We start from the raw sequence: 22,899 nt of genomic DNA, 5'->3' as shown, positions 1-22,899 counted from the left end.
CATCGAACTGATCGCTGCGCTCACTATTCCATTGGGCTTTGGTGCTGTCATGGCTCATCGTTTCGTTACCAAGAGAGGGCCATCGGTGCTCGCGTAATACAGTTGGCCGCAGTCGTGATGTTAATACCGGTGATCCTGATTCTGGCACTCGAGAAAATTCTCGATGGTGCGACGCCTGGGACGCTGATCGGCGGCATTGTCGGTTATCTCCTTTCCGGTATCTCGGAATTCGATCGTAGCCGAAACAACGAAGGGCAGTAGCGACATGCGTTGCACCGCGAATGGTGCGCAAGCAGGCAGTCGACGCGGCGTTCGAAGCGGTGTTGTTCGACGGCGATAGCGAAGAGCTGTGGACGCGCGTGGCGATTGTCGCTCGGGCGGCTATCCGATGTCGATGAAGCATATTTCGTCGCAATGCTTGCTGTAGCCGGGCTGCGCACGGCGCGTTGGACGTTGGCCTGCCGCGAGGACGCTGAAGAAAAGTCTAAGCGCATCCATGCAGTTGGCATAGCGCCAGCCTCTGTGCGCATTGCCTTATCGGATGCTATCTGACTTGATTCCCACCCCGAGTTTTAGTGACGGTCGCATCGGCCGCAATGGAGTTGGGTGAGGATTACGGTATTGACAACGGTCTTGCTGTAGTACCGGGATAAGTAGATGCTGCATGATATGACGGGCTTTGCTGCTACGCGGGCATATTGCGCAACGAAAAGAAACGGGGGAGGCAATGGCACTTGGGCGAGTCGAACGCATCCTGATTCTGGCGAAGACCTATCCTTCGCCAAGTGCGCAGTACGTCGAAACATCCTGCGTCGCGGGTATCACGCAGAGCGGCGCGATGCGCCGCCTCTTCCCGGTGCCATTCCGGCTAATTGAGGACGGGCAGCAGTTCAGGAAGTGGCAGTGGATCGATGTGCGCGTCGAAAAGGCTAACAAAGATCATCGCCCGGAGAGCCACAAGGTGTACGTCGATACGATTAATTGCGGCGACGTAATCGATACGAAGAGAGGGTGGTCGTTACGGTGGGAGTGGCTGGATAAGATCCCTACGTTTGGTAGCTTCGATACCATCGACGCGACGAGGCTTGCAGATGGGCTGTCGCTCGCACTCCTGCATCCCGGGCGGTTACTAGGCCTGGAGATTATCAAGGCTCGCAGTCCGGATTGGACGGATGAGGAGAGGGAGAAGCTGCTGCTAGAGCAGATGCAAGGCAATCTCTTTTCTGAGGCGGAAGAGCGCAAGCAGGTGAAGCAGCTTCGCAAGGTGCCGTTTGACTTCTATTACCGATACGTCTGCGATACTCCGGACGGAGAAAAGGAGCACAAGCACAAGATCGTTGACTGGGAGGCCGGAGCACTCTTCTGGAAATGCCGTGAAAGCTATGGTGTCGACTGGGAGAAGCCGTTTCGCGCCAAGCTGGAGGAGGATCTGGGCAGTAAGGAGCTGATGTTCCTGATGGGTAACCAGCATCGGTTCCAAGACCAGTGGCTGATCATCAGTTTGATCTATCCACCTAAGCGCAAACCAGCTGACGACCGGCAGGGGGCGCTGTTCTAACCTTGGCGACCGAGATGTGTTCGATGTCAGCACCGCAATGCTCTCGCACGGCATTCGCGACCATCAAGCGGTGGCAGAAGTTGAAGTCGGCTTCGTAGCAGAGCAAGGCGCAGTTCGACGAATTCACCAAATCGGACAGATCTGCGATAGCCGCTTTCTGTGTCTTAAGGTATTTGAGAAAGCCCACGGTGTATCGTTTCCAGTCGCCATCTTCGCGGTAGCGGTCACGTACCGGCTTCGGGCAGCCGAGGTCGACCATGTGAACGTATTCGAGGCCGGAGAGGTTCAGCGTGCTCGCGAGCGCTTTCTTCGAGAAACCGGGCTTGCGCGACAAGGGCAGTTCACGGATGTCCACGATGGTTTCGATGCCATGCTCGCCGAGCAGTGACATGAAAGTGTCGATGTCCAGTCCTTCGTAGCCAATGGTGAATACAGTCATCGATGTGCTCCGTCCAGAGGCGGTATCCTCAGAATACCGTTCTCCGGCGAGATCCGATATTCGTGGCAGCAGTCCGCTGAAAGTCGGCGTCGCTCCCGGCAACCGAGGGCAACGCGATTGTTCCGTGCGCCGCGCTTTGCCTAGCGATATGGACCTTTGTTGATCTTTGTTGATTGATGCAGTTCCAAAATGCCTACACGGTGCCTACATGGGATCCAGAAAGCAAAAAGCCCAGCCGTGCAGGCTGGGCTAAGTGCTTGATTTCTTTGGTGGGGCGTGAGTGACTCGAACACTCGACCTACGGATTAAGAGTCCGCTGCTCTACCAACTGAGCTAACGCCCCCAACAGAAGCGAAATTATGCACGACTTTCTGATACTTGCCAAGCCCTTTTCGCATTTTTTCTAAAAAAACGGGGCCGTCGACTGCCGCACTCCGCGCGCAAGGATTTCACGGCGCAGCCATGCCGCGCCGGTATCATGTCGTCACATCCGCGCCCCTTGGGGCGTCCAGCCAGATCGGGCGCTTGCCGAACGCGAATTCCCAAGGGCGAAACAATGAACGCGATGAACCCAATGGACGAAAAAGCAATCGACGCGCTGCTCGAGCGCGTACTCGCACCGTGGGTGCGCTCGCTCGGCATGAAACCGGTCGAAGTCACCGGCGACACCGCCACGCTGCGCCTGCCGTTTTCCGGCGAACTGCGCCACGCGGGCGGCGTGATCTGCGGCCAGGTGTTCATGGCGGCCGCCGATACGGCGATGATCGTCGCTATTTCGGCCGCGCTCGGCGGTTTCAAGCCCATGACCACGGTCGCGCTCAACACCAATTTCATGCGCGCCGTACGCAACGGCGACGTGCTCGTGACCGCGCGCGTACTGCGCATGGGCCGCAATCTCGTGTTCGGCGAAATAGAACTCTACGACGAAGAAGGCCGCATGGCCGTTCATGCCACGTCGACTTACGCGTTGCTCGATTAAGCTTGCCGCTTCGAGGTTTCGACGAGCGCAAGGACGCACACGGCATGTTCGATCAGGTGGTTTTCGCGGGCGGCGGCAATCGCTGCTGGTGGCAGGCGGGGTTCTGGGACATCGTGCAGCCGCAATTGCGGCTGCGTCCGCGCATCATCACCGGCATTTCGGCGGGCGCGGCCACCGCGTGCATGCTCTACACGCGCGACGCCGGCTGGGTCATGCGCTATTACGAGGAAGCGCTGCGCCACAACAAGCGCAACGCGTACTGGGGCAACCTGCTGCGCGGCGAGTCGGTGTTTCCGCATTACCGCATCTATCGGCAGGCGCTGCTCGACATCTACGGCGAGCCGTTCACGAAGCTCCAGGATGCGCCCGAAATCCGCATCGGCGTGTCGCACGTGCCGCGCTGGCTCGGCGCGCGAAGCGCCGTCGCCGCGGGGCTGATCGCGTACAACATCGAAAAGCACATTCGCAAGACGCTGCACCCCACGCTCGGCCGCAAGCTCGGTTTCCATCCGGAATTCGTGACCGCGCAGGAATGTGCCAGCGTCGACGATCTTGCCGACCTGATCCTGCAATCGTCCTGCACGCCGCCGTTCACGCCGGTGCTGCGGCGCGACGGCCGGCCCGTGCTCGACGGCGGCATGGTCGACAACGTGCCCGTGGGCGCGCTCGACGACACGCCGGGGCGCGTGCTGGTCATGGTCACGCGGTTGTATCCGCGCCCGCAGATGTTCGTGGTCGCGCACAAGACGCCCGAAGGCGCGCAGCAGCGCCTTTACGTGCAGCCGTCGGCGAGGGTGCCGATCTCGAGCTGGGACTACACGAGCCCGCACCAGATGCAGCACGCCTACAACCTCGGGCGCGTCGACGGCGAACGCTTTCTCGCGCGCCTGCCCGACGTGCTGGCCGCGTCCGCGCACGCCTGACTCGCCCGACGCAAGCCGGGAAGCGCGAGCGGCGCCTACTTGCGCCGGCCGCCCTGCAAGGCTTCGGGATTCGCCACGCTCGCCGTATCGCCCGCATCGAACGCGAGGATGTTGCGAAACGCCGCGCTGAAATACAGCTCGTAGCTTTCGTGCTCCACGTAGCCGATGTGCGGCGTGCAGATCACGTTCTCCATGCGCAGCAGGCTGTAGCCTTGCAGGATCGGCTCGCTTTCGTATACGTCGATCGCCACCATGCCCGGCCGGTTATGCGAAAGCGCGCCGAGCAGCGCGTTCTCCTCCAGCAGTTCCGCGCGGCTCGTGTTGACGAGCAGCGACGTGGGCTTCATGCGCAGCAAATCCTCCTGTTTCACGATGCCGCGCGTCGCGTCGTTCAGACGCAGATGCAGCGAAAGCACGTCGCTTTGCTCGAACAGCGTCTCGCGGCTCCCGGCGGCTTCGTAGCCGTCGGCGCGCGCGGCCTCGAGCGAATGCTCGCGCCCATGCACGAGCACGCGCATGCCGAACGCCTTGCCGTAACCGGCCACGAGACGGCCGATCTTGCCGTAGCCCCAGATGCCGAGCGTCTGGCCGCGCAGCACCTGGCCGAGGCCGAAATTCGGCGGCATTGCCGAGGTCTTGAGGCCCGACTGTTGCCACGCGCCTTGCTTGAGGTTCGCGACGTACTGCGGAATGCGGCGCTGGGCGGCCATGATGAGCGCCCAGGTGAGTTCGGCGGGCGCGACGGGCGAGCCCGTGCCTTCCAGCACGGCGATGCCGCGTTCGCTGCACGCTTCGATGTCGATGTGCGGACCGGCCTTCCCGGTCTGGCTGATCATGCGCAGATGCGGCAGCTTGTCGAGCAGTTGCGAGGTGATGCGCGTGCGTTCGCGAATCAGCACCAGCGCCTCGACTTCCGAGAGGCGGCTTGCGAGCTGGCCCAGGCCGCGCACGGTGTTGTTGAAAACCTTGACCTCATGGTCGGCGAGCAATTGAAAGCAGTCGAGCTTGCGAACGGCGTCCTGGTAGTCGTCAAGGATGGCAATTTTCATGGCGGCGGGTTTGTCCTGGCGCCCCGCCTCGGGCGGGACTCGATGTTTATCTGGTGGTTATCCCACTATGCAGCGCCCGGAAGGCTGCTATGAATATAGGGAGCCTTCAAGTCGCGCGCCGCAAGACAGCAGGTATTGGGGTTGCGCGAACGCCCCCTTCAGGGGCACCGCGCACGCGGGCTGTTTGCCGCGGCATTCGACGCGAATTTGCAACTTTTAACAGGTTGACGGGTTGCGATGCAAGCCGCTTTACAGACGGTTTCGAACCCCGGCCTGAAAAGGACCTTGACGACCCTGCCCAACTTTACGAATCGAGCAATATGTTGACCTGCCATCAACATTCGGTTCGCCGCGGTTGCGCCTCTCGCTTGCAGCGTCTACAAGGGCCGATCCCCGTTTTCAAGCCCCAAATGGAGACAGCTCGATGAATCATCCCGATTACCAGGCGCAGGCCGCCGTCCAGGTGCCTGCTTGGGTCCGTCACCGCAAACTGGTCGAATGGGTGCAGAAGATCGCCGCCCACACGCAGCCCGACCAGATTGTCTGGTGCGACGGTTCCCAGCAGGAATACGACCGTTTATGCGCGCGGATGGTCGAAGCGGGCACCATGCGCCGCCTCGATCCGCAAAAGCGCCCGAACTCGTATCTCGCGTGCTCCGATCCCTCGGACGTGGCGCGCGTGGAGGATCGCACCTTCATCTGCTCGCAGCGCGAGGAAGACGCCGGCCCGACCAACAACTGGATGGCGCCGGCCGAAATGCGCGCGACCCTCGACGGCCTGTTCGCGGGGTCGATGCGCGGACGCACGATGTACGTCGTGCCGTTTTCAATGGGGCCGCTCGGCTCGCCGATCGCGCATATCGGCGTCGAACTGTCGGATAGTCCCTACGTTGTCGTGAACATGCGCATCATGACGCGCATGGGCCGGGCCGTCTACGACGTGCTGGGCGAGGACGGCGAGTTCGTGCCGTGCGTGCATACCGTGGGCGCACCGCTCGCGGCTGGCCAGGCCGATGTGCCGTGGCCGTGCAACAAGACCAAGTACATCGTTCATTTTCCCGAATCGCGCGAAATCTGGAGCTACGGCTCGGGTTACGGCGGCAACGCGCTGCTCGGCAAAAAGTGCTTCGCGCTGCGAATCGCCTCGACCATGGGCCGCGACGAAGGCTGGCTCGCCGAGCACATGTTGATTCTCGGCGTGCGCTCGCCGGAAGGGCGCAAGTATCACGTCGCGGCGGCGTTCCCGTCGGCATGCGGCAAGACCAATTTCGCCATGCTGATCCCGCCCCCTGCGATGAACGGCTGGGAAATCACGACGATCGGCGACGATATCGCCTGGATCAAGCCGGGCGCGGACGGCCGCCTCTACGCGATCAACCCGGAAGCGGGCTACTTCGGCGTGGCGCCGGGCACGGGCGAAAAGACCAACTTCAACGCGATGGCCACGTTGAAGGAGAACGTGATCTTCACGAACGTCGCGCTCACCGACGACGGCGACGTCTGGTGGGAAGGCATGACCGACGCGCCGCCCGCGCACCTGATCGACTGGCAGGGCAACGACTGGACGCCCGAAATCGGCAAGGAAACCGGCCGCAAGGCCGCGCATCCGAACGCGCGCTTCACGGCGCCGGCCTCGCAGTGCCCGTCGATCGACCCCGAATGGGAGAACCCGAAGGGCGTGGCCATCGACGCCTTCGTGTTCGGCGGCCGCCGCTCCACCACGGTGCCGCTCGTGACCGAGGCGCGCAACTGGACCGAAGGCGTCTACATGGCCGCGACCATGGGTTCGGAGACCACGGCCGCGGCGGCGGGCCAGCAAGGCGTGGTGCGCCGCGATCCGTTCGCGATGCTGCCGTTTTGCGGCTACAACATGGCCGACTACTTCGGTCACTGGCTCAAAACCGGCGAGCGCCTCGAACAGCTCAACGCCACGCTGCCGCGCATCTTCTGCGTGAACTGGTTCCGCAAGGGCCCGGAAGGCAAATTCGTGTGGCCGGGTTTCGGCGAAAACATGCGCGTGCTCGAATGGATGGTGCGCCGGATCGAAGGCAAGGCCGAAGGCGACGAACACGCGTTCGGCATTTCGCCGCGCTACGGCGACCTCGACTGGCGCGGACTCGCGTTCACGCCGGAGCAATTCGCGCAGGTGATTTCGGTCGACGCCGGGGCGTGGCGCGACGAACTGGTGCTGCACGCCGAACTGTTCGAAACGCTCGCGCAAGGACTGCCGCCGGTGCTGCATTCCTCGCGCCAAACGTTGGAAGATCGTCTCTAACGACGTAAAGATCGTGCGTATGTGAGCGCCCACTTACGCGGGACTTATTAAATAGCCGCTTGCGAGCGGCTATTTTCGTTTTCGGGGACGGATTGCGAAGTGCGGCAACACGAGCCGTCTGTTAGGCGTTTACACCTATATCTCGCTGCATCGCGCAAAATTGTTTCTGTAGGGGAAACAATAGGGAATGGCTTTATCCGTTTTAGGGTTCAGTCGAAGAATTTGTAAAGAAAATAGGGGCTTCCGAGGCAACTTCTGCACGATTTCTGCGGTCGTAGGAGAATTCGCAGTCTCTTCGTCGCTTTCGGCGGACAGTAACAGGCAGGAGTAGTCTCATGGATCATTTGCAGTCGATGCGAGTTTTCGTCCGGGTCGCCGACCTTGGCAGTTTCGCCCGGGCCGCTTCCGCGATGGATATCTCGAATGCGGTTGCGACGCGGCATGTCGCGGACCTCGAAGGCCGGCTCGGCACGCGTCTTCTGAATCGCACGACCCGCAGTCTTTCCTTGACCGAGTCGGGTCAGGTTTATCTTGAGCGCGCCCGCCAGATTCTCGATGAGCTGGAAGATGTCGAGCAGATGGTCGTCGCGCGCAACCACGAGCCCGTGGGCACGCTTCGTATCGTCGCGCCGGTCGTGTTCGGGCTGCACAACCTTGCGCCCGTGCTGCAAACCTACACGCAGCGCTACCCGCAGGTCATCCCCGACGTCACGCTGGTCGACCGTCAGGTCGATCTCGTCGAAGAAGGGTTCGACCTGGGCGTGGTGGCCGCGCGCCAGATGCGCAGCGCGAGCATCGTCACACGGCGCCTCACGACGGGCTGCATGACCGTCTGCGCCACGCCCGCGTATCTCGAAACGCATGGCACGCCCACGCGGCCCGAGCAGTTGATGGAGCATCCGTGTCTTTCGCTGCCCTCGGAATACTGGGGCGACGAGCGCGTGTTCACCGGCCCGGACGGCGAAATTCGCGTGCGCCCGAGCAACGTGATCGTCGCGAACAACACCGAGATGCTGCGCCAGTTCGCGCTGCTCGGCATGGGCATCGCGATTCTGCCGAGCTACCTGATCGGCCGCGACATCGAGCGCGGGCGCCTCGTGCGTCTGCTCGGCGACTATCGCTTGCCGCAAGTGGAAATCAACGTCGCGTACCCGAGCCGCCGCCATCTTCCGGCGAAGGTGCGCACGTTCATCGACCATCTCGTCGAGCACTTCAGCCAGACGCCGAACAGCCAACTTGGCGAACAATGGGTCAAGGACGGCATGGCGCGTCCGTCGGCCGCTTCGGCGGCTTCGCACAATGGCAATGGCGCGGCCGAACCGTTCGACGGCGTCGAGCCGACGGTTTCGCGCCACGACGGCGAGCACGGCGCGTTGGACGCCGAACGCGCGCCGAAAGCCGCTCGCGCTTCGGCGCCTCGCACGCGAACTTCCGCTATTTCGCCGCTATAAGCCGTGCGATGAAGTCGTTTTGAACGATGTTAGCCGATGAAAAAGGCGCCGTCTCGCGAGAAACGGCGCCTTTTTGTCGACGCGCGCGGGCGAGAGGCCCGCGCAAAAATCCGTCGGGAACCCGCCGTCAAGAACCCGCCGTCAAGAACCCGTCTTGCGCGCGGGCGTTTTGCGGGCAGCGGTCTTGCGTGCCGCCGGGTTTTTGGCCGCCGCAGTCTTGCGCGCGGGTTTGGCGGTTTCTGCTGCTTCACCCGAACTGGCCGAATTGCCGGAATCCGCTGCGTCGTTGGCGGCGGCGCTGGCCTTGGCCGTTTTCTTCGCCGCCGTCTTGGTGGCCGGATCTTTCTTCTCGAACTCGAAGCCGATCTTGCCGTCCGGCTGCTTGACGAGGAACGCCTTGAAGTTGCGCCCCGTGCGCGACGACTTGAAGTTCGTCAGGAGGTCGGTGCGGCCTTCGGCGAGCAGCTTCGCCATTTGCTCGCGCGCGATTTCCTGCTGAAGAATCACCTTGCCCGAGCGGAAATCGCAGGTCTTGGCGGCGCCCACCGAGTGCTCGCACACGTAGCTCATGCCGTGCTCGAACACCTTGCCGTTGCACTTCGGGCATGCGCCCACGGGTTCCTGCTGCGAGAAGTCGGGCGCTTCGCCGTCCTCGCCACCTTGGTCCTGGCCGAAATCGAACTCCAGCTTGAAGTTCTTGATGTCGTCGTCGAACGAGAGCTTGAGAATGGCCGAGAACGGCCGGCCCATCTTGCTGCGGAAGCCCGAAAGCGGGCCGATCGTCTTGTTCTGCAACAGTTCCTCGACTTCGGGAATTTCGAACTGACGGCCGCCCGGAATCTTCGAGATCGAGAACTCGCACTTCGTGCATGCAAAGCGGCGGTAGTTTTCCTTCACCTGACCGCCGCAATTCGGACACGGCGTTTCCAGCGTGGCGTAGTCGCCGGGGATCGTGTCCGAATCGTATTCCTTCGCGCGCTTGACGATGGTTTGCGTCATGCGGGCGATTTCCTGCATGAACGCGTCGCGCGGCAGCTTGCCGCGCTCCATCTGCGAAAGCTTGTACTCCCATTCGCCCGTGAGTTCGGGCGCGGTCAGTTCCTCCACGCCGAGACCGCGCAGGAGCGTCATCAACTGGAACGCCTTGGCCGTGGGAATCAGCTCGCGGCCTTCGCGCACGAGATATTTTTCGCCCAGCAGACCTTCGATGATCGCCGCGCGCGTGGCCGGCGTGCCGAGCCCCTTGGCGGCCATGGCCTCGCGCAGTTCTTCGTCGTCGACGAGCTTGCCCGCGCCTTCCATCGCCGAAAGCAGCGTGGCTTCGTTGTAGCGCGCGGGCGGCTTGGTCACGAGCTGGTGCGCCGCGATCTTGTCGGTCTTGACCTTCTCGCCCTTTTGCACCGGCACGAGATTGGCGTCGTCGCCGCCCGTGTCGCGGCCATAGATTTGCAGCCAGCCCGCCTCGACGAGCACCTTGCCCTCGGTCTTGAAGTGATGGCCGGCAACTTCGGTGATGCGCGTGGTGACGCGATATTCGGCGGCCGGGAAGAACACGGCGAGGAAGCGTTTCACGACGAGGTCGTAAAGCTTCTGCTCCGGCTCCGACAGATTCTTCGGCGCCTGCAACGTGGGGATGATGGCGAAGTGATCGCTGATCTTCGAGTTGTCGAAGATACGCTTGTTCGGCTTCACCCAGCCCTTGTCGAGCGCCTGCTTGGCGAACGGCAGGTAGTTGTTGCTCTCCTTGAGCATCGCCATCGTCTCCTTGACAGTGTCGATGTAGTCCTCGGGGAGCGCGCGCGCGTCGGTACGCGGGTAGGTCAGAACCTTGTGCTTTTCGTACAGCGCCTGGGCGAGGCCAAGCGTGTTCTTGGCCGAAAAGCCGAAGCGGCCGTTGGCTTCGCGCTGGAGGCTCGTGAGGTCGAAGAGGGCGGGCGAAAGCTGCGTGGACGGCTTCGATTCTTCCGTGACCGTGCCTTCGCGGCCGTGGCAGGCCGCGACAATGGTTTCGGCGGCCGGCAGGCTCCAGAGGCGCGAGTCGCGCTTCTCCGGGTCGAATTCGTCCTTCTTGAACTTCGGGTCGTACCAGCGGCCTTCGTAGAAACCGCCCGCGCAGACGAATTCCGCGCGCACTTCCCAATAGTCGCGCGGCACGAAGCGGCGAATTTTCTCTTCGCGTTCGACGACGATGGAGAGCGTTGGCGTCTGAACGCGGCCAACCGTGGTGAGGAAGAAGCCGCCGCCCTTGCTGTTGAACGCCGTCATCGCGCGCGTGCCGTTGATGCCCACGAGCCAGTCGGCTTCGGAGCGGCAACGCGCGGCGTCGGCGAGCGGCAGCATGTCGTCGTCGCTGCGCAGGTTCGCAAAACCTTCGCGAATCGCCTGCTGCGTCATCGACTGGAGCCAGAGGCGCTGGACCGGCTGCTTCGCCTTCGCATGCTGCGCAATCAGGCGGAAGATCAACTCGCCCTCGCGCCCCGCGTCGCAGGCGTTGATGAGGCGGTCGATGTCCTTGCGCTTGAGCAGTTTGGTGAGCACCTTGAGCCGCGATTCGCTTTTCGCGATCGGGTTCAGGTCGAAATGCGGCGGAATGACGGGCAGATGCGCGAAGCTCCACTTGCCGCGCTTGACCTCGTATTCCTCGGGCGCGGCGATCTCCAGCAAGTGGCCGACCGCCGACGAGAGCACGTAGTCGTCGCTCTCGTAGTATTCGTCATGCTTGGTAAAACCGCCCAAAGCGCGCGCGATGTCGTTCGCGACGGATGGCTTTTCGGCGATGATCAGAGCTTTGGACATGACTGGTTGCTTGTGGGTGAATCCGGTTGAGCGCCCCGGCAGCCGGTGCCGTGCGGCCGGCCGCCGGGTCGGGCGGCGTGCCGCGAGACTGGACGGGGCCGCCTCGCGAGGTGGCGGGGCGCGTTAACGTCCGCTTTATAGCACATGGCGCGCGGACATCGATTTTTGCGTCGTTTCGTGACGATGCCGCTGCGCGTCTCGCCGGGACTTGCGAGGCGCCCAATCATAAGGGCGCGTCAGGCCGCGCGGCAAGCGGGCCGTCTCCGCGGGGTCAGATGCGCGTCACGCGTGGCACGCGGCGTGAATCGACAACGAATGTGATTACGCGACCGCGAGAGCCGGGCGCAATTTCGGCGCGCCGTCCGCGCCCGGCAGCGCCGTGAGGTCGGCGAGCATGCGCTCGACCACGGCGGCGTGCGGCAGAACCGTGCCGAAAAAGCGCGTGGCATGGCCGTCCTCGATCAGGATGGTCGGGAAATTTTCGACGTCGAGATCGTCGAAACGGTCGGCGTGCGTTTCGATGTCGATATACGCGAAGCAGATGTCGGGGTGCTTTTCGGCAATACGGTCGAAAGTTGCCCGATAGTCGCGGCAGGTGCCGCACCATTGCGCGCACAAACAGGCGACGAAGAGCGTGTCGCGATCGCTGATGCGTTCGGCGATCTGGTCGGCGTCGGTGTCGAGGTCAAGCGCGGGCATGGTCGTTCCTTGCGGCTCTTTATATATAGAGCGGATGCATTCGGGGTGTTGCGGGTAATTGGCGCGAATGTAACACGGCCTAGCGCTCGCAGTGGAAGGCCCGGACGAACCAGCCGCCGGGCAGCGCGTGCAGATGGCCGGCCAGTTCGAGCTGCAACAGCGTGCCCTGCAACACCGCTTCGGCCATGTCGGTGCGTTGGGCGAGGATTTCAAGCGTGGCCGGCGCATGGCCGAGGGCGTCGAGAAGACGCAGGGCTTCCGGGGCGAGGCTGGCGGGCGGCGTTTGGCCTTCGCGCGGTTTGCCGGTTGCGGTGCCGGCGGCTTTGTTTCGATGGGCTTTTGCGGCCTCGGTCGAAGGTGGCGCGGAGGCCGCGTCGGCAGCGGCCGCGTCGCGCGCCTGAGATTGGCCGCTCCCGGCGATGACGTGGGTTTTTGGCGATGGCGGCGGCGCCTCGTCCAACGCCAGCGGCAAGGTGACGCCATGCGCCTCGCGCTGCGTTGCCAGGAAAATCGAGCGTTTGGGCTCGCGCGGCCGTCGCGGCGCGCGCACTGTCGCGCGCCCGGCCGGGTGCGCCGGCGGCGCGACTTTCAGCGCTTCGAGCACGTCTTCCGGCGTTTCGACGAGCTGCGCGCCTTGCTTGATGAGGCCGTGGCAGCCGCGCGTGAGCGGTGCGTGGATGGAGCCGGGCAGCGCGAATACGTCGCGGCCCATTTCGTTGGCGAGCCGCGCCGTGATGAGCGAGCCCGAGCGCTGCGCCGCCTCGATCACCACGACGCCTTCCACGAGCGCCGCGATCACGCGGTTGCGCTGCGGGAAATTGGCCGAGCGCGCGGGTGTGCCGAGCGGCCATTCCGAGACGATCGCGCCTTGCGCGGCGATCTGCATGGTGAGCGCATGATGCGTGGGCGGATAGACGAGATCCGCGCCCGTGCCGATCACGGCGACGGTGCCGCCGGGCTGATCGAGCGCACCGCGGTGCGCGGCGCCGTCCACGCCGAGCGCCAGCCCCGAAACCACGGCGAGGCCGCGCGCGGCGAGCGCGCGAGCGAAGCGCCCGGCGTCTTCCAGCGCCTGCGGCGTGGCGTTGCGGCTGCCCACCACGGCCACCGCGCGCGCATGCAGCAGATTGAGCCGCCCTTTCACGTAGAGCAGCGGCGGCGGATCGGGAATCGCCAGCAGACGCGGCGGATACGCCGGGTCCGCGAGCGTGACGAGCGCGTTGCCGGGTTGCTCGCGCCACGCCAGCAACGCGTCGAACTGCGGCGCGAAATCGGGGCCCGGGTCGTCGAGCGCGGCGCGAGCGGCGTTCGCGCCGGCCACGGCGGCGAGCGCCTGAAACGGCTGCGCCAGCACCTGCAACGGCAGGCCGAACGCGCCCAGCAACGCATGCAAGGCCGCCGGTTTCAGTCTCCGCGCGAGCGCGAGGCGCAGCCAGGCGGCCAGTTCTTCGGCGCCGAGCGGCAAGGCGGAAGGCAGCGCCGGCGGCAAGCCGGGCGGTGAGGCGGGCAGGGTGGTGGAAGGCATCGCATTCTCCGGCGGCGGGCGAATTGCCGCATGCCGTGATAAAATTTTCACTATCCGAAATACAAGTTTGGCGCGCACAGGCACGGACCGCGCACGCCAGTTGCACGCGCTGCAAGGCAGCAAGCTATCGACGCTGAATCGCACGTTAAATCGCACGTTAAATTGCACATGAAGTCAGCGCGTTGAATTGCGGTCCGGTCGTCCGTATATCTGCGTATATCGTCCGTATCCGGCGCGGCCCCCGCAAGCTGGCCGAATGGCCAATGCGCGCCGACACGCGAGCGCAATCGAGCGACGCCGCACCGCTCCCGCGCCCAACGAGAAACCCGTTAAATCATGGCTCTACTGAACATTCTTCATTACCCGGACAAGCGTCTGCACAAGGTCGCGAAGCCCGTCGAAGCGGTCGACGACCGTATCCGGAAACTCGTCGCCGATATGGCCGAAACCATGTACGCGGCGCCCGGCGTCGGGCTGGCGGCCACCCAGGTGGACGTCCACGAGCGCGTGATCGTCATCGACGTTTCCGAAACGCACGACGAACTGCGCGCCTTCATCAACCCGGAAATCGTCTGGGCGAGCAACGAAAAGGAAGTGCACGAAGAAGGCTGCCTTTCGGTGCCGGGCATTTACGACAACGTGGAGCGCGCGGAGAAGGTGCGCGTGCGCGCGCTCAACGAGAAGGGCGAAACCTTCGAGATCGACTGCGAAGGGCTGCTCGCCGTGTGCATCCAGCACGAAATGGATCACCTCATGGGCCGTGTGTTCGTCGAATACCTTTCGTCGCTCAAGCAAACGCGCATCAAGAACAAGATGAAGAAGCTCGAACGCGCGATGTAACGCGCGTTGCCCCGTTTCTGCAATCGACATCGCCATGCGGCGCCGCGCCGTTTTTTTCGTCATTCAGCCTTGCCCCGAGCGCCCATGAGCCACAGCCTTCGCGTCATCTTCGCCGGTACGCCGGAATTCGCCGCCGCGGCGCTCGCCGCGATCCATGAAGCCGGTTTCACCGTGCCGCTCGTGCTCACGCAGCCCGACCGTCCCGCGGGCCGCGGCATGAAACTTCAGGCGAGCCCGGTCAAGCGCTACGCGCAGGAGCACGGCATCGCCGTTGCGCAGCCGCCGTCGCTGCGCCGCAACGGCAAATATCCCGCGGAGGCCGCCGCCGCCCTCGATCTGCTGCGCGCGACGCCGCACGACGTGATGGTGGTCGCGGCCTACGGCCTGCTGCTGCCGCAGGAAGTGCTCGACATCCCGCCGCGTGGCTGCATCAACATTCACGGCTCCATCCTGCCGCGCTGGCGCGGCGCCGCGCCGATCCACCGCGCGATCGAAGCCGGCGACGCCGAAACCGGCATCACGCTCATGCAGATGGACGCCGGGCTCGACACCGGCCCGATGATCTCCGAAGCGCGCACGCCCATCGCGCCCGACGACACCACGGCCACGCTGCACGACCGCCTCGCGCAACTGGGCGCGAAGCTGATCGTCGAAGGTCTCGTGGCGCTGGAGCGCGACGGTGCGCTGCCCAGCACGCCGCAACCCGCCGATGGCGCGACTTACGCCGAAAAAATCGGCAAGCACGAAGCCGCGCTCGACTGGCGCCGCCCCGCCGCCGAACTCGCGCGCCAGATTCGCGCGTTCGACCCGTTTCCCGGCGGCGCGGCCACGCTCGACGGCGCGCAGCTCAAGCTCTGGGCCGCCGAGCCCGTGGCGCGCGCGAACGCGGGCGCCGCGCCCGGCGAGATCCTTGAGGTGTCGCCCGCGGGCGTGCTGGTGGCCTGCGGCGAAGGCGCGCTGCGTCTCACGCAGCTCCAGAAGCCGGGCGGCAAGCGCTTGCCGGTGCGCGAGTTTCTCGGCGGGATGCCGCTTGCCGCCGGGCAGCGGTTCCAGTTGCCCGATTCAACCGGTACGCCCGCAGCGTAAACCGGCTGCGATCGCGGCGGAACTCATCCGTTTGGCTGAGTATCGCGTCACGGATGGCGCGTTAGAATCAATGGCGTTTTCGCGTGTCCCGTGCGTTTTTCGCGCCGTATCGTCGTTGTTCGAGGTTGTCATGTTCGGTATCACCCACTTCGGTTTCTTCCTCGTCGCCGTGTTGCTGCTCAACATGACGCCGGGGCCCGACACGGCTTACATCGTCGGGCGCAGCGTCGCACAAGGGCGTGGCGCGGGCCTCGTCTCCGCGCTCGGCATTTCGGCGGGTTGCTGCGTACACGCGCTTGCCTGCGCATTCGGACTCACGGCGCTGCTGGCCGCATCGGCCACGGCGTTCACCGTCATCAAGTTCGTCGGCGCGATCTATCTGATGTACCTCGGCGTGCGTCTGATCTTCGCCAGGCAGGGCGGCGGCCCGGCCGGGGGCGCGAACGGCGCAAACGGTGCGAATGGCGTGATTGGCGCGAATGGCGGCGCCGCGCGCCCGCTGCGTCAGCTGTTCCTTTCCGGTTTCTGGACCAACGTGCTGAACCCGAAGGTCGTGCTGTTCTTCGTCTCGTTCTTCCCGCAGTTCGTGGCCGCCGAAAGTGCCCACAAGGCGCTCGCGTTCCTCGTGCTCGGCGCGGTGTTCGTGCTGATGAGCACGGTCTGGAATTCTTTCGTCGCGTGGATCGCGGGCAGCGTCACGCAGCGTTTTTCGGGTAAGCCGGGCGTGAAAAAGTGGCTCGACCGCACTGTGGGCACGGCGTTCGTCGGTCTGGGCCTCAGGCTCGCGACCGCCACGCGCTAAGGCAAAGCGGCAAAGCGTTCTCTCAAAAAGCGTTGAATTTTTCGCGACTGTCCATATCTAACAGATCGCTTACAATGCTCGCCCGCGCGTCGCGCCGGTTAATGGTTGCCACGCGGGCGTCCCACGATTCGATCCCCTTTGGGTGAAGGAGCACAACACATGTTCAACTGGGTCAAGACCGCGATGTTGATGGCCGCGATTACGGCCCTTTTCATCGTGATTGGCGGCGTGATCGGCGGGCAACGCGGCATGATGCTCGCGCTGTTTTTCGCGCTCGCGATGAACTTCTTCTCGTACTGGTTCTCGGACAAGATGGTTCTGCGCATGTACAACGCGCAGGAAGTCGACGAAACCACGGCGCCGCAGTTCTACCGCATGGTCCGCGAGCTGGCCACGCGCGCGCAACTGCCCATGCCGCGCGTCTATCTCATCAACGAAGACGCGCCCAACGCGTTCGCCACGGGCCGCAATCCCGAGCACGCGGCGGTGGCCGCTACCACGGGCATTCTGCGCGTGCTGTCCGAGCGCGAGATGCGCGGCGTGATGGCGCACGAACTGGCGCACGTGAAGCACCGCGACATCCTCATCTCCACGATCTCGGCCACCATGGCGGGCGCGATTTCGGCGATCGCGAACTTTGCGATGATCTTCGGCGGTCGCGACGAAAACGGCCGTCCCGCCAATCCCATCGCAAGCATCGCCGTGGCATTGCTCGCGCCGATCGCGGGCGCGCTGATCCAGATGGCGATCTCGCGCGCACGCGAATTCGAGGCCGATCGCGGCGGCGCGGAAATTTCGGGCGATCCGCAGGCGCTCGCTTCGGCGCTCGACAAGATCCATCGCTACGCGCAGGGCATTCCGTTCGCGGCGGCGGAGGAACATCCCGCCACCGCGCAGATGATGATCATGAATCCGCTCGCGGGCGGCGGCATCGCGAATCTGTTCAGCACGCACCCGGCCACGGAAGAACGCATTCGCCGCTTGATGGACATGGCTTCGACCGGGCGATACTGACGCGCGCGGTCGCGCGGAAACGCCTCTTCGGAGGCGTTTTTTTATGGCGCTTACCGACACGATAAAAGCGGCGAAGGAAAGCGGCGAAGGCGGGATCGAAGCGCGACAACGGCATGACCAGGGCACGCTCCCGCGCGGCCTGCGACGCGCCCGCGACGGCGTTGCGCCCACGCCACGCTACAATGGCTCGCTCATGTTTCACTGACGCCGCGATTCGTCGCGGCCCGCATCCGGTTTCTTCATGACATCCAGTCCTTCCCGGCGTCCCGCCGCGCCGTCGCGCGGCAAGAAAGGCCCCGCATCGCCCGAGCGTCACGATCGCGCGGGCGCGGGCCGCGGCGCCGTGCATCTCCAGCCCGACTCGCTCGGCTTCGCGCTCGATCAGGCCGCGCAGGCCGTCGGCGCGGTGCGCGCGGGCGCGGCGCTGCCCGCCGCGCTTTCGAGCGCCTTCGCGGCGTTGCCCGCCGAGTTCGCGTCGATGGCGCGCGGCGCCGTGCAGGATCTCGCGTACCGCACGATGCGGCGTCTCGGCACCGTCGACTGGCTGATCCGGCAACGCGTGAGCAAGGCGCCGCCGCCGCATGTCGCGAATCTGCTGGCGTGCGCGCTGGCGCTGCTCGTCGACGACGAGGCCCACGCGGCCTACACGCCCTTCACCGTCGTCGATCAGGCCGTGCGGGCGATCGGCGCGCGCCGCGACGCCGCGTTCGCGAAGGGGCTCGTCAACGCCGTGCTGCGCGGGTTTCTGCGCGAGCGCGAGGCGGCGCTGGCCGCGGCCTTTGCCGATGAAACCGCGCGCTGGAATTACCCGCGCTGGTGGCTCGACGCCGTGCGCGCCGCATGGCCCGAATCATGGCAGGCGATTCTCGCGAGCGGCAACGTGCAAGGCCCGCTCACGCTGCGCGTGAACGCGCGCCGCGCGAGCGCCGCCGAATACGTGCAACGCCTCGCCGCCGCAAACATCGCGGCCACGCAGATCGGCGAACATGCCGTGAAGCTCGCCGCGCCGCTGGCCGTCGACCGCATTCCCGGCTTCCTGGACGGCGACGTCTCGGTGCAGGACGCAGGCGCGCAAGCGGCCGCCGAACTTTTGGACGTGCGCGACGGCATGCGCGTGCTCGACGCGTGCGCGGCGCCCGGCGGCAAGAGCGGCCATCTGCTCGAACTCGCCGACATCGACCTGATCGCGCTCGAAAGCGACGCCGCGCGCGCCGCGCGCATCCGCGAAAATTTCGTCCGGCTCGGCTTCGCGGAGGACGATCCCGCGCATGCACAGCGGCACGCGCGCATTGTCGTGGGCGACGCCGGCGAGCCCGCCGCGTGGCACGACGGCGCCGCGTTCGACCGCATTCTCGCCGACGTGCCGTGCTCGGCTTCGGGCATCGTGCGCCGTCATCCCGACATTCGCTGGCTGCGCCGCGCGAGCGACATCGCGGCGCTCGTGAAAGAGCAGCGCCGCATCGTCGATGCGCTGTGGCCGCTGCTCAAGCCGGGCGGCGAACTGCTCTACGTGACCTGCTCGATCTTCCCGGAGGAAGGCGAGGCGCAGGCCCGCTGGTTTGAAAGCACCCACGCGGATGCGGTACGATTGGACGCGCCGGGGCAATTGCTGCCCACGGCCAGCGAGGCGCGGCAGCATGCCGATGCGCCGGCCGCCGTTCCGGGTCGCACCGCGGACCACGACGGATTCTTCTACGCGCGCTTTCAGAAACGGTGACCCTCAAACGCTTCTTCCCGCTGCGGCTCGCGGCGCTGATCTGGCTGGTGCTGGCCGTCGTCGGCTTCGTGGCCGTCACGCCCGCGCGCGCCGACACGATCTCGGTGCAGCGCGCGTCGCTGCAATCCGACGGCACCGGCTGGAGCCTCGACGCGCGCTTCGACTTCGATCTGAACAGCAGCCTGGAAGACGCGGTCAACAAGGGCATTCCGCTTTACTTCACCACCGATTTCGAGCTGACGCGCGCGCGCTGGTACTGGTTCGACGAACAGCCGGTGAGCGTCTCGCAAAGCATCCGCCTTTCGTTCCAGCCGCTCACGCGCGAGTACCGCGTGTCGAGCGGCGGGCTGCAACTCGGTTTCTCGTCGCTCGGCGAAGCGCTCGCGGTCATCAAGCACGTCACCTCGTGGCACGTCATCGAGCGCAACGACGTGCATCCCGGCGAAACCTACACGGCTTCGGTGCGCATGCAGCTCGACACCGCGCTCATGCCCAAGCCGTTCCAGATCGACGCGGTGAACAATCGCGACTGGAATCTCGCTTCCGACTGGAAGCGCTTCAACTTCACGGTGACCGAACGTGCTAAATAAAGTGCGCCGCGCCACCAGCTTCAGCAGCGTCGTCGTCAAGCTGCTCGTGTCCACCGTCGCGTGTACCGCCACGCTGCTGCTCGTGCTGCTCGCGGCCGCGAGCGCGAACACCGAGTTCTTCGACCGCTATTACGGCTGGCTTTACGCGGCCAATATCGTCGTCGCGCTGATCTTCATGTCGGTGGTCACGGCGCTCGTGATCGTGATCGTCGTGCGCCTGAGGCGCGGCAAGTTCGGCACGCGGCTGCTCGCGAAACTCGCGTTCTTCTTCGCGCTCGTGGGCGTGGTGCCGGGCGGCATCATCTACATCGTGTCGTATCAGTTCGTGTCGCGCTCGATCGAATCGTGGTTCGACGTGAACGTGGAAACGGCGCTCACGGCGGGCCTCAATCTCGGGCGCGGCATGCTCGACGCGTCGCTCTCCGACCTGCAAACCAAGGGCCGCTTGATGGCCGAGCAGATCGCGAGCGGCGACGCCGCCGGCACCACGCTCACGCTGTTGCGCGCGCGCGATCAGTTCGGCGTGCAGGACGCCACCATCGTCGAGCCGGTGCGCAGCATGTCGGGCGCGGCGCCGGACATGCATGTGGTTGCGCAGGCATCGAGCAACTTTTCCTCGCTGATGCCGGCCGATCTGCCCACGCCGCTCATGATCGATCAGGCGCGCGGGCGCGGCTACGCGGCGATCGAAGGCGAAGTGGACGGCGACCCGCGTCTGCATGGCCCGAAGGGCGCGCTGCGGCTGCGCGTGGTCACGCGCATTCCCGACGGGAACACCACGGACTTGCAGCCCGTCGAGCGCTTCCTGCAACTGGAGCAGCCCGTGCCCGCCGCGCTCGCACGCAACGCCGACGCGGTTCAGCGCGCGTATCGCGAGTATCAGGAAAAGGCGCTCGGGCGCACGGGGCTGCGCAAGATGTACATCGGCACGCTCACGCTCGCGCTCTTTCTCGCGACCTTCGTGGCCATGATGCTCGCGCTCGCGCTCGGCAACCAGCTCGCGCGGCCGCTGTTCCTGCTCGCGCAGGGCACGAAGGAAGTGACCGAGGGCGACTACACGCCCAAGCGCGAAATCAAGTCGCGCGACGAACTGGGCTTTCTCACGCAGTCGTTCAACGCCATGACGCGCCAGCTTTCCGAGGCGCGCCAGGCCGTCGAGAAGAACCGCATCGCGCTCGAGCACTCGAAGGCGTACCTCGAAAGCATTCTCGCGAACCTCACGGCGGGCGTGTTCGTGTTCGACCGCCAGTTCCGGCTGACCACGGCCAACCCCGGCGCGGAGCGCATCTTCCGTCAGCCGTTCCAGACGCAGCTTGGCGTCGCGCTGGACCATATCGGCGCGCTGTCGGACTTCGGCGCGATGGTGCGCAAGGCGTTCGCCGATCAGGAAGCGTCGCGGCGCGACGGCGACAGCGACCTCGACCGCGGCCACTGGCAGCAGCAGTTTTCCGTGCCGATGGCGGGCGAAACCGATCCGCTCACGCTGCTCGTGCGCGGCGCGCGCCTCGTTTCCGACACGGGGCGCGACGCCGGCGACATGCAAACCTCGGGCTACGTGGTCGTATTCGACGACATCTCCGACGTGATTTCGGCGCAGCGTTCCGTGGCGTGGGGCGAAGTCGCGCGGCGTCTCGCGCACGAGATCAAGAACCCGCTCACGCCGATCCAGCTTTCCGCCGAGCGCCTGCAAATGAAGCTCTCGGACAAGCTCGCGCCCACCGACGCCGAAGTGCTCAAGCGCGGCGCGACCACCATCGTCAATCAGGTCGCGGCGATGAAGCAGATGGTCGACAACTTCCGCGACTACGCGCGCACGCCGCCCGCGGTGCTCGCGAACCTTCAGCTCAACGATCTCGTGAGCGAAGTGCTCACGCTTTACGGCGCGGAAGAAGGCAAGAGCGCGATCAAGGTCGAGCTTTCGCAGTTGCCGGTGATACGCGGCGACGCCACGCAGTTGCGCCAGGTCATCCACAACCTCTTGCAGAACGCGCAGGATGCGGTGGCCGACACCCCCGCGCCTCGTGTAACGCTGGAGACGCGCGCCGTAGAATACGGAGACCCCGACGCGCAAGGCCGCACGCGCGTGGCCGTGCGTCTCACGGTGTCGGACAACGGGCCGGGCTTTCCGGCGCGCATCCTCACGCGCGCGTTTGAACCCTACGTGACGACCAAAGCCAAAGGAACAGGGCTCGGGCTTGCGATGGTCAAGAAGATCGTCGACGAACATGGCGCGCGCATCGACATCCGCAATCGGCTGAAGGCGGGCGACGTGATAGAGGGCGCGCAGATTTCGATTCTCTTTCTCCAGCTTGCTGATACCCCGGACGGCGCGACATCGGGTCCGGGCGTGGCGCGTGCAACGCCGGAGCAGAAGTCAAAAGCAACAGTGCAGACAAGGGCAGCGTAAATGGCAACCATCCTGGTGGTAGACGATGAAATGGGCATCCGGGAATTGCTCTCGGAGATCCTCAGCGACGAAGGGCACGTCGTGGAGCTGGCGGAAGACGCGCAGCAGGCGCGCGAATTCCGGCAGCGTCACGTGCCCGATCTCGTGCTGCTCGATATCTGGATGCCGGACACCGATGGCGTCACGCTGCTCAAGGAATGGGCAGCGCAAGGGCAGCTCACGATGCCGGTCATCATGATGTCGGGGCATGCCACCATCGACACGGCCGTGGAGGCCACGAAGATCGGCGCGCTCAACTTCCTCGAGAAGCCGATCGCGCTGCAAAAGCTGCTCAAGGCCGTCGAGCAGGGTCTCGCGCGCGGCACGGCGGCGCCGGTCACGCCCGCCACGGCAGCCAAGCCTGCGACGGGCGGCCCGGCCGTGGTGGCGTCGGCGGCGGCGCTGCCGGTGCTCGGCACGGAGAACGCGACGGCGGGCGCGGTGGCGGCGCAAACGGCGTCGATCTCGTTCGACATTCCGTTGCGCGACGCGCGCGACGCGTTCGAGCGCGCGTACTTCGAATACCACCTCGCGCGCGAGAACGGCAGCATGACGCGCGTGGCCGAAAAAACGGGGCTGGAGCGCACGCATCTGTACCGCAAGCTCAAGCAACTCGGCGTCGATCTCGGCAAGAGCAAGGGCGAGTGAGCGCGGGCGCCGCTTCGGCGCGGGCGCCGTCGGCTGCCGTTGGCCGCTGTTGCCATTGGGTT

General features: G+C 65.0%; 20 protein-coding genes and 1 tRNA gene. 15 read left to right on the top strand and 6 right to left on the bottom strand.

Features of this window, described 5'->3' with window-relative positions; translation table 11 throughout:
• Together U5805_RS21460 and U5805_RS21455 are read left to right on the top strand one after the other, a co-directional pair.
• A partial coding sequence (locus U5805_RS21460) for a hypothetical protein (RefSeq protein ID WP_322105503.1) occupies positions 1-261 on the top strand: 261 nt, incomplete at its 5' end.
• A 466-nt stretch (positions 262-727) separates the two neighbouring features.
• Positions 728-1,558, top strand: coding sequence for a hypothetical protein (locus U5805_RS21455; protein WP_322105502.1), 831 nt, complete (start codon positions 728-730; stop codon positions 1,556-1,558).
• Here the strand turns inward: U5805_RS21455 and U5805_RS21450 are convergent.
• A complete protein-coding gene (locus U5805_RS21450) occupies positions 1,515-1,997 on the bottom strand; it encodes a DUF488 domain-containing protein (RefSeq protein WP_322105501.1) in 483 nt (160 codons plus the stop codon). The genes U5805_RS21455 and U5805_RS21450 overlap by 44 nt on opposite strands.
• Before the next feature lie 267 nt (positions 1,998-2,264).
• Positions 2,265-2,340 (bottom strand) — tRNA-Lys (locus U5805_RS21445).
• A 231-nt stretch (positions 2,341-2,571) separates the two neighbouring features.
• Between U5805_RS21445 and U5805_RS21440 the strand changes: the two genes are divergently transcribed.
• Positions 2,572-2,976, top strand: a complete 405-nt coding sequence (locus tag U5805_RS21440) for a PaaI family thioesterase (protein ID WP_322105500.1) — start codon at positions 2,572-2,574, stop codon at positions 2,974-2,976.
• A gap of 44 nt (positions 2,977-3,020) precedes the next feature.
• Entirely contained in the window at positions 3,021-3,899 is an 879-nt protein-coding gene (locus U5805_RS21435; RefSeq protein ID WP_322105509.1) for a patatin-like phospholipase family protein, read from the top strand.
• A 35-nt stretch (positions 3,900-3,934) separates the two neighbouring features.
• Here U5805_RS21435 and U5805_RS21430 read toward each other — a convergent pair whose 3' ends face one another.
• On the bottom strand, positions 3,935-4,948 hold the full coding sequence (locus tag U5805_RS21430; protein ID WP_322105499.1) for a D-2-hydroxyacid dehydrogenase family protein: 1,014 nt from the start codon (positions 4,946-4,948) through the stop codon (positions 3,935-3,937).
• Positions 4,949-5,372: 424 nt separating this feature from the next.
• On the opposite strand from U5805_RS21430, the gene U5805_RS21425 reads away from it, so the two are divergent.
• Entirely contained in the window at positions 5,373-7,223 is a 1,851-nt protein-coding gene (locus tag U5805_RS21425; protein ID WP_322105498.1) for a phosphoenolpyruvate carboxykinase (GTP), read from the top strand.
• 335 nt (positions 7,224-7,558) lie between these two features.
• A complete protein-coding gene (locus U5805_RS21420; protein WP_322105497.1) occupies positions 7,559-8,674 on the top strand; it encodes a LysR family transcriptional regulator in 1,116 nt (371 codons plus the stop codon).
• A 141-nt stretch (positions 8,675-8,815) separates the two neighbouring features.
• Here the strand turns inward: U5805_RS21420 and U5805_RS21415 are convergent, their stop codons facing one another.
• From U5805_RS21415 to dprA, 3 genes are all read right to left on the bottom strand, one after another.
• Positions 8,816-11,470 carry a DNA topoisomerase III gene (locus tag U5805_RS21415; RefSeq protein WP_322105496.1) on the bottom strand — a complete coding sequence of 885 codons (2,655 nt, stop codon included), beginning with the start codon at positions 11,468-11,470 and terminating at the stop codon, positions 8,816-8,818.
• A 321-nt stretch (positions 11,471-11,791) separates the two neighbouring features.
• Positions 11,792-12,169 (bottom strand): thioredoxin family protein, encoded by a 378-nt coding sequence (locus tag U5805_RS21410; protein WP_322105495.1) that lies wholly within the window; start codon positions 12,167-12,169, stop codon positions 11,792-11,794.
• A 79-nt stretch (positions 12,170-12,248) separates the two neighbouring features.
• The gene (dprA, locus tag U5805_RS21405; RefSeq protein WP_322105494.1) at positions 12,249-13,694 is read right to left on the bottom strand and encodes a DNA-processing protein DprA; all 1,446 of its coding nucleotides are present in this window, start codon (positions 13,692-13,694) and stop codon (positions 12,249-12,251) included.
• Positions 13,695-14,030: 336 nt separating this feature from the next.
• Between dprA and def the strand changes: the two genes are divergently transcribed.
• From def to esaR, 9 genes are all read left to right on the top strand, one after another.
• Positions 14,031-14,534, top strand: a complete 504-nt coding sequence (gene def / locus U5805_RS21400; RefSeq protein WP_322105493.1) for a peptide deformylase — start codon at positions 14,031-14,033, stop codon at positions 14,532-14,534.
• Positions 14,535-14,618: 84 nt separating this feature from the next.
• Complete coding sequence (fmt, locus tag U5805_RS21395) at positions 14,619-15,620, top strand: methionyl-tRNA formyltransferase (protein WP_322105492.1); 1,002 nt, start codon at positions 14,619-14,621, stop codon at positions 15,618-15,620.
• 130 nt (positions 15,621-15,750) lie between these two features.
• Positions 15,751-16,422: a LysE family translocator gene (locus tag U5805_RS21390; RefSeq protein ID WP_322105491.1), complete on the top strand. Its 672-nt coding sequence runs from the start codon at positions 15,751-15,753 to the stop codon at positions 16,420-16,422.
• 159 nt (positions 16,423-16,581) lie between these two features.
• Entirely contained in the window at positions 16,582-17,436 is an 855-nt protein-coding gene (gene htpX, locus U5805_RS21385) for a zinc metalloprotease HtpX (protein WP_322105490.1), read from the top strand.
• Positions 17,437-17,479: 43 nt separating this feature from the next.
• Complete coding sequence (locus U5805_RS21380; RefSeq protein WP_322105489.1) at positions 17,480-17,641, top strand: hypothetical protein; 162 nt, start codon at positions 17,480-17,482, stop codon at positions 17,639-17,641.
• Positions 17,642-17,677: 36 nt separating this feature from the next.
• The gene (gene rsmB / locus U5805_RS21375; RefSeq protein ID WP_322105488.1) at positions 17,678-19,153 is read left to right on the top strand and encodes a 16S rRNA (cytosine(967)-C(5))-methyltransferase RsmB; all 1,476 of its coding nucleotides are present in this window, start codon (positions 17,678-17,680) and stop codon (positions 19,151-19,153) included.
• Positions 19,150-19,743: a DUF4390 domain-containing protein gene (locus U5805_RS21370; protein ID WP_322105487.1), complete on the top strand. Its 594-nt coding sequence runs from the start codon at positions 19,150-19,152 to the stop codon at positions 19,741-19,743. Before rsmB ends, U5805_RS21370 begins: the two co-directional genes overlap by 4 nt.
• Positions 19,733-22,150 (top strand): PAS domain-containing sensor histidine kinase, encoded by a 2,418-nt coding sequence (locus tag U5805_RS21365; protein WP_322105486.1) that lies wholly within the window; start codon positions 19,733-19,735, stop codon positions 22,148-22,150. The genes U5805_RS21370 and U5805_RS21365 overlap by 11 nt, the downstream gene beginning before the upstream one ends.
• Positions 22,151-22,837: a response regulator transcription factor EsaR gene (gene esaR, locus U5805_RS21360; RefSeq protein ID WP_322105485.1), complete on the top strand. Its 687-nt coding sequence runs from the start codon at positions 22,151-22,153 to the stop codon at positions 22,835-22,837.
• The last annotated feature ends 62 nt before the right edge of the window (positions 22,838-22,899 follow it).

Origin of the sequence: Paraburkholderia sp. J41, assembly GCF_905220235.1 — a bacterium.
Classification (GTDB): Bacteria; Pseudomonadota; Gammaproteobacteria; order Burkholderiales; family Burkholderiaceae; genus Paraburkholderia.
Note: the sequence above shows the minus strand (reverse complement) of the source record. Positions and strands in the feature narration are given on the sequence as shown.

Excerpts from the sequence above, each read along its gene's own strand:
- U5805_RS21380 (WP_322105489.1), top strand. The coding sequence starts at position 17,480 with ATGGCGCTTACCGACACGATAAAAGCGGCGAAGGAAAGCGGCGAAGGC.
- U5805_RS21425 (WP_322105498.1), top strand. The coding sequence starts at position 5,373 with ATGAATCATCCCGATTACCAGGCGCAGGCCGCCGTCCAGGTGCCTGCT.
- htpX (WP_322105490.1), top strand. The coding sequence starts at position 16,582 with ATGTTCAACTGGGTCAAGACCGCGATGTTGATGGCCGCGATTACGGCC.
- fmt (WP_322105492.1), top strand. The coding sequence starts at position 14,619 with ATGAGCCACAGCCTTCGCGTCATCTTCGCCGGTACGCCGGAATTCGCC.
- U5805_RS21455 (WP_322105502.1), top strand. The coding sequence starts at position 728 with ATGGCACTTGGGCGAGTCGAACGCATCCTGATTCTGGCGAAGACCTAT.
- dprA (WP_322105494.1), bottom strand. The coding sequence starts at position 13,694 with ATGCCTTCCACCACCCTGCCCGCCTCACCGCCCGGCTTGCCGCCGGCG.
- U5805_RS21430 (WP_322105499.1), bottom strand. The coding sequence starts at position 4,948 with ATGAAAATTGCCATCCTTGACGACTACCAGGACGCCGTTCGCAAGCTC.
- U5805_RS21450 (WP_322105501.1), bottom strand. The coding sequence starts at position 1,997 with ATGACTGTATTCACCATTGGCTACGAAGGACTGGACATCGACACTTTC.
- U5805_RS21440 (WP_322105500.1), top strand. The coding sequence starts at position 2,572 with ATGGACGAAAAAGCAATCGACGCGCTGCTCGAGCGCGTACTCGCACCG.
- def (WP_322105493.1), top strand. The coding sequence starts at position 14,031 with ATGGCTCTACTGAACATTCTTCATTACCCGGACAAGCGTCTGCACAAG.
- U5805_RS21390 (WP_322105491.1), top strand. The coding sequence starts at position 15,751 with ATGTTCGGTATCACCCACTTCGGTTTCTTCCTCGTCGCCGTGTTGCTG.
- U5805_RS21415 (WP_322105496.1), bottom strand. The coding sequence starts at position 11,470 with ATGTCCAAAGCTCTGATCATCGCCGAAAAGCCATCCGTCGCGAACGAC.
- esaR (WP_322105485.1), top strand. The coding sequence starts at position 22,151 with ATGGCAACCATCCTGGTGGTAGACGATGAAATGGGCATCCGGGAATTG.
- U5805_RS21410 (WP_322105495.1), bottom strand. The coding sequence starts at position 12,169 with ATGCCCGCGCTTGACCTCGACACCGACGCCGACCAGATCGCCGAACGC.
- rsmB (WP_322105488.1), top strand. The coding sequence starts at position 17,678 with ATGACATCCAGTCCTTCCCGGCGTCCCGCCGCGCCGTCGCGCGGCAAG.
- U5805_RS21420 (WP_322105497.1), top strand. The coding sequence starts at position 7,559 with ATGGATCATTTGCAGTCGATGCGAGTTTTCGTCCGGGTCGCCGACCTT.
- U5805_RS21435 (WP_322105509.1), top strand. The coding sequence starts at position 3,021 with ATGTTCGATCAGGTGGTTTTCGCGGGCGGCGGCAATCGCTGCTGGTGG.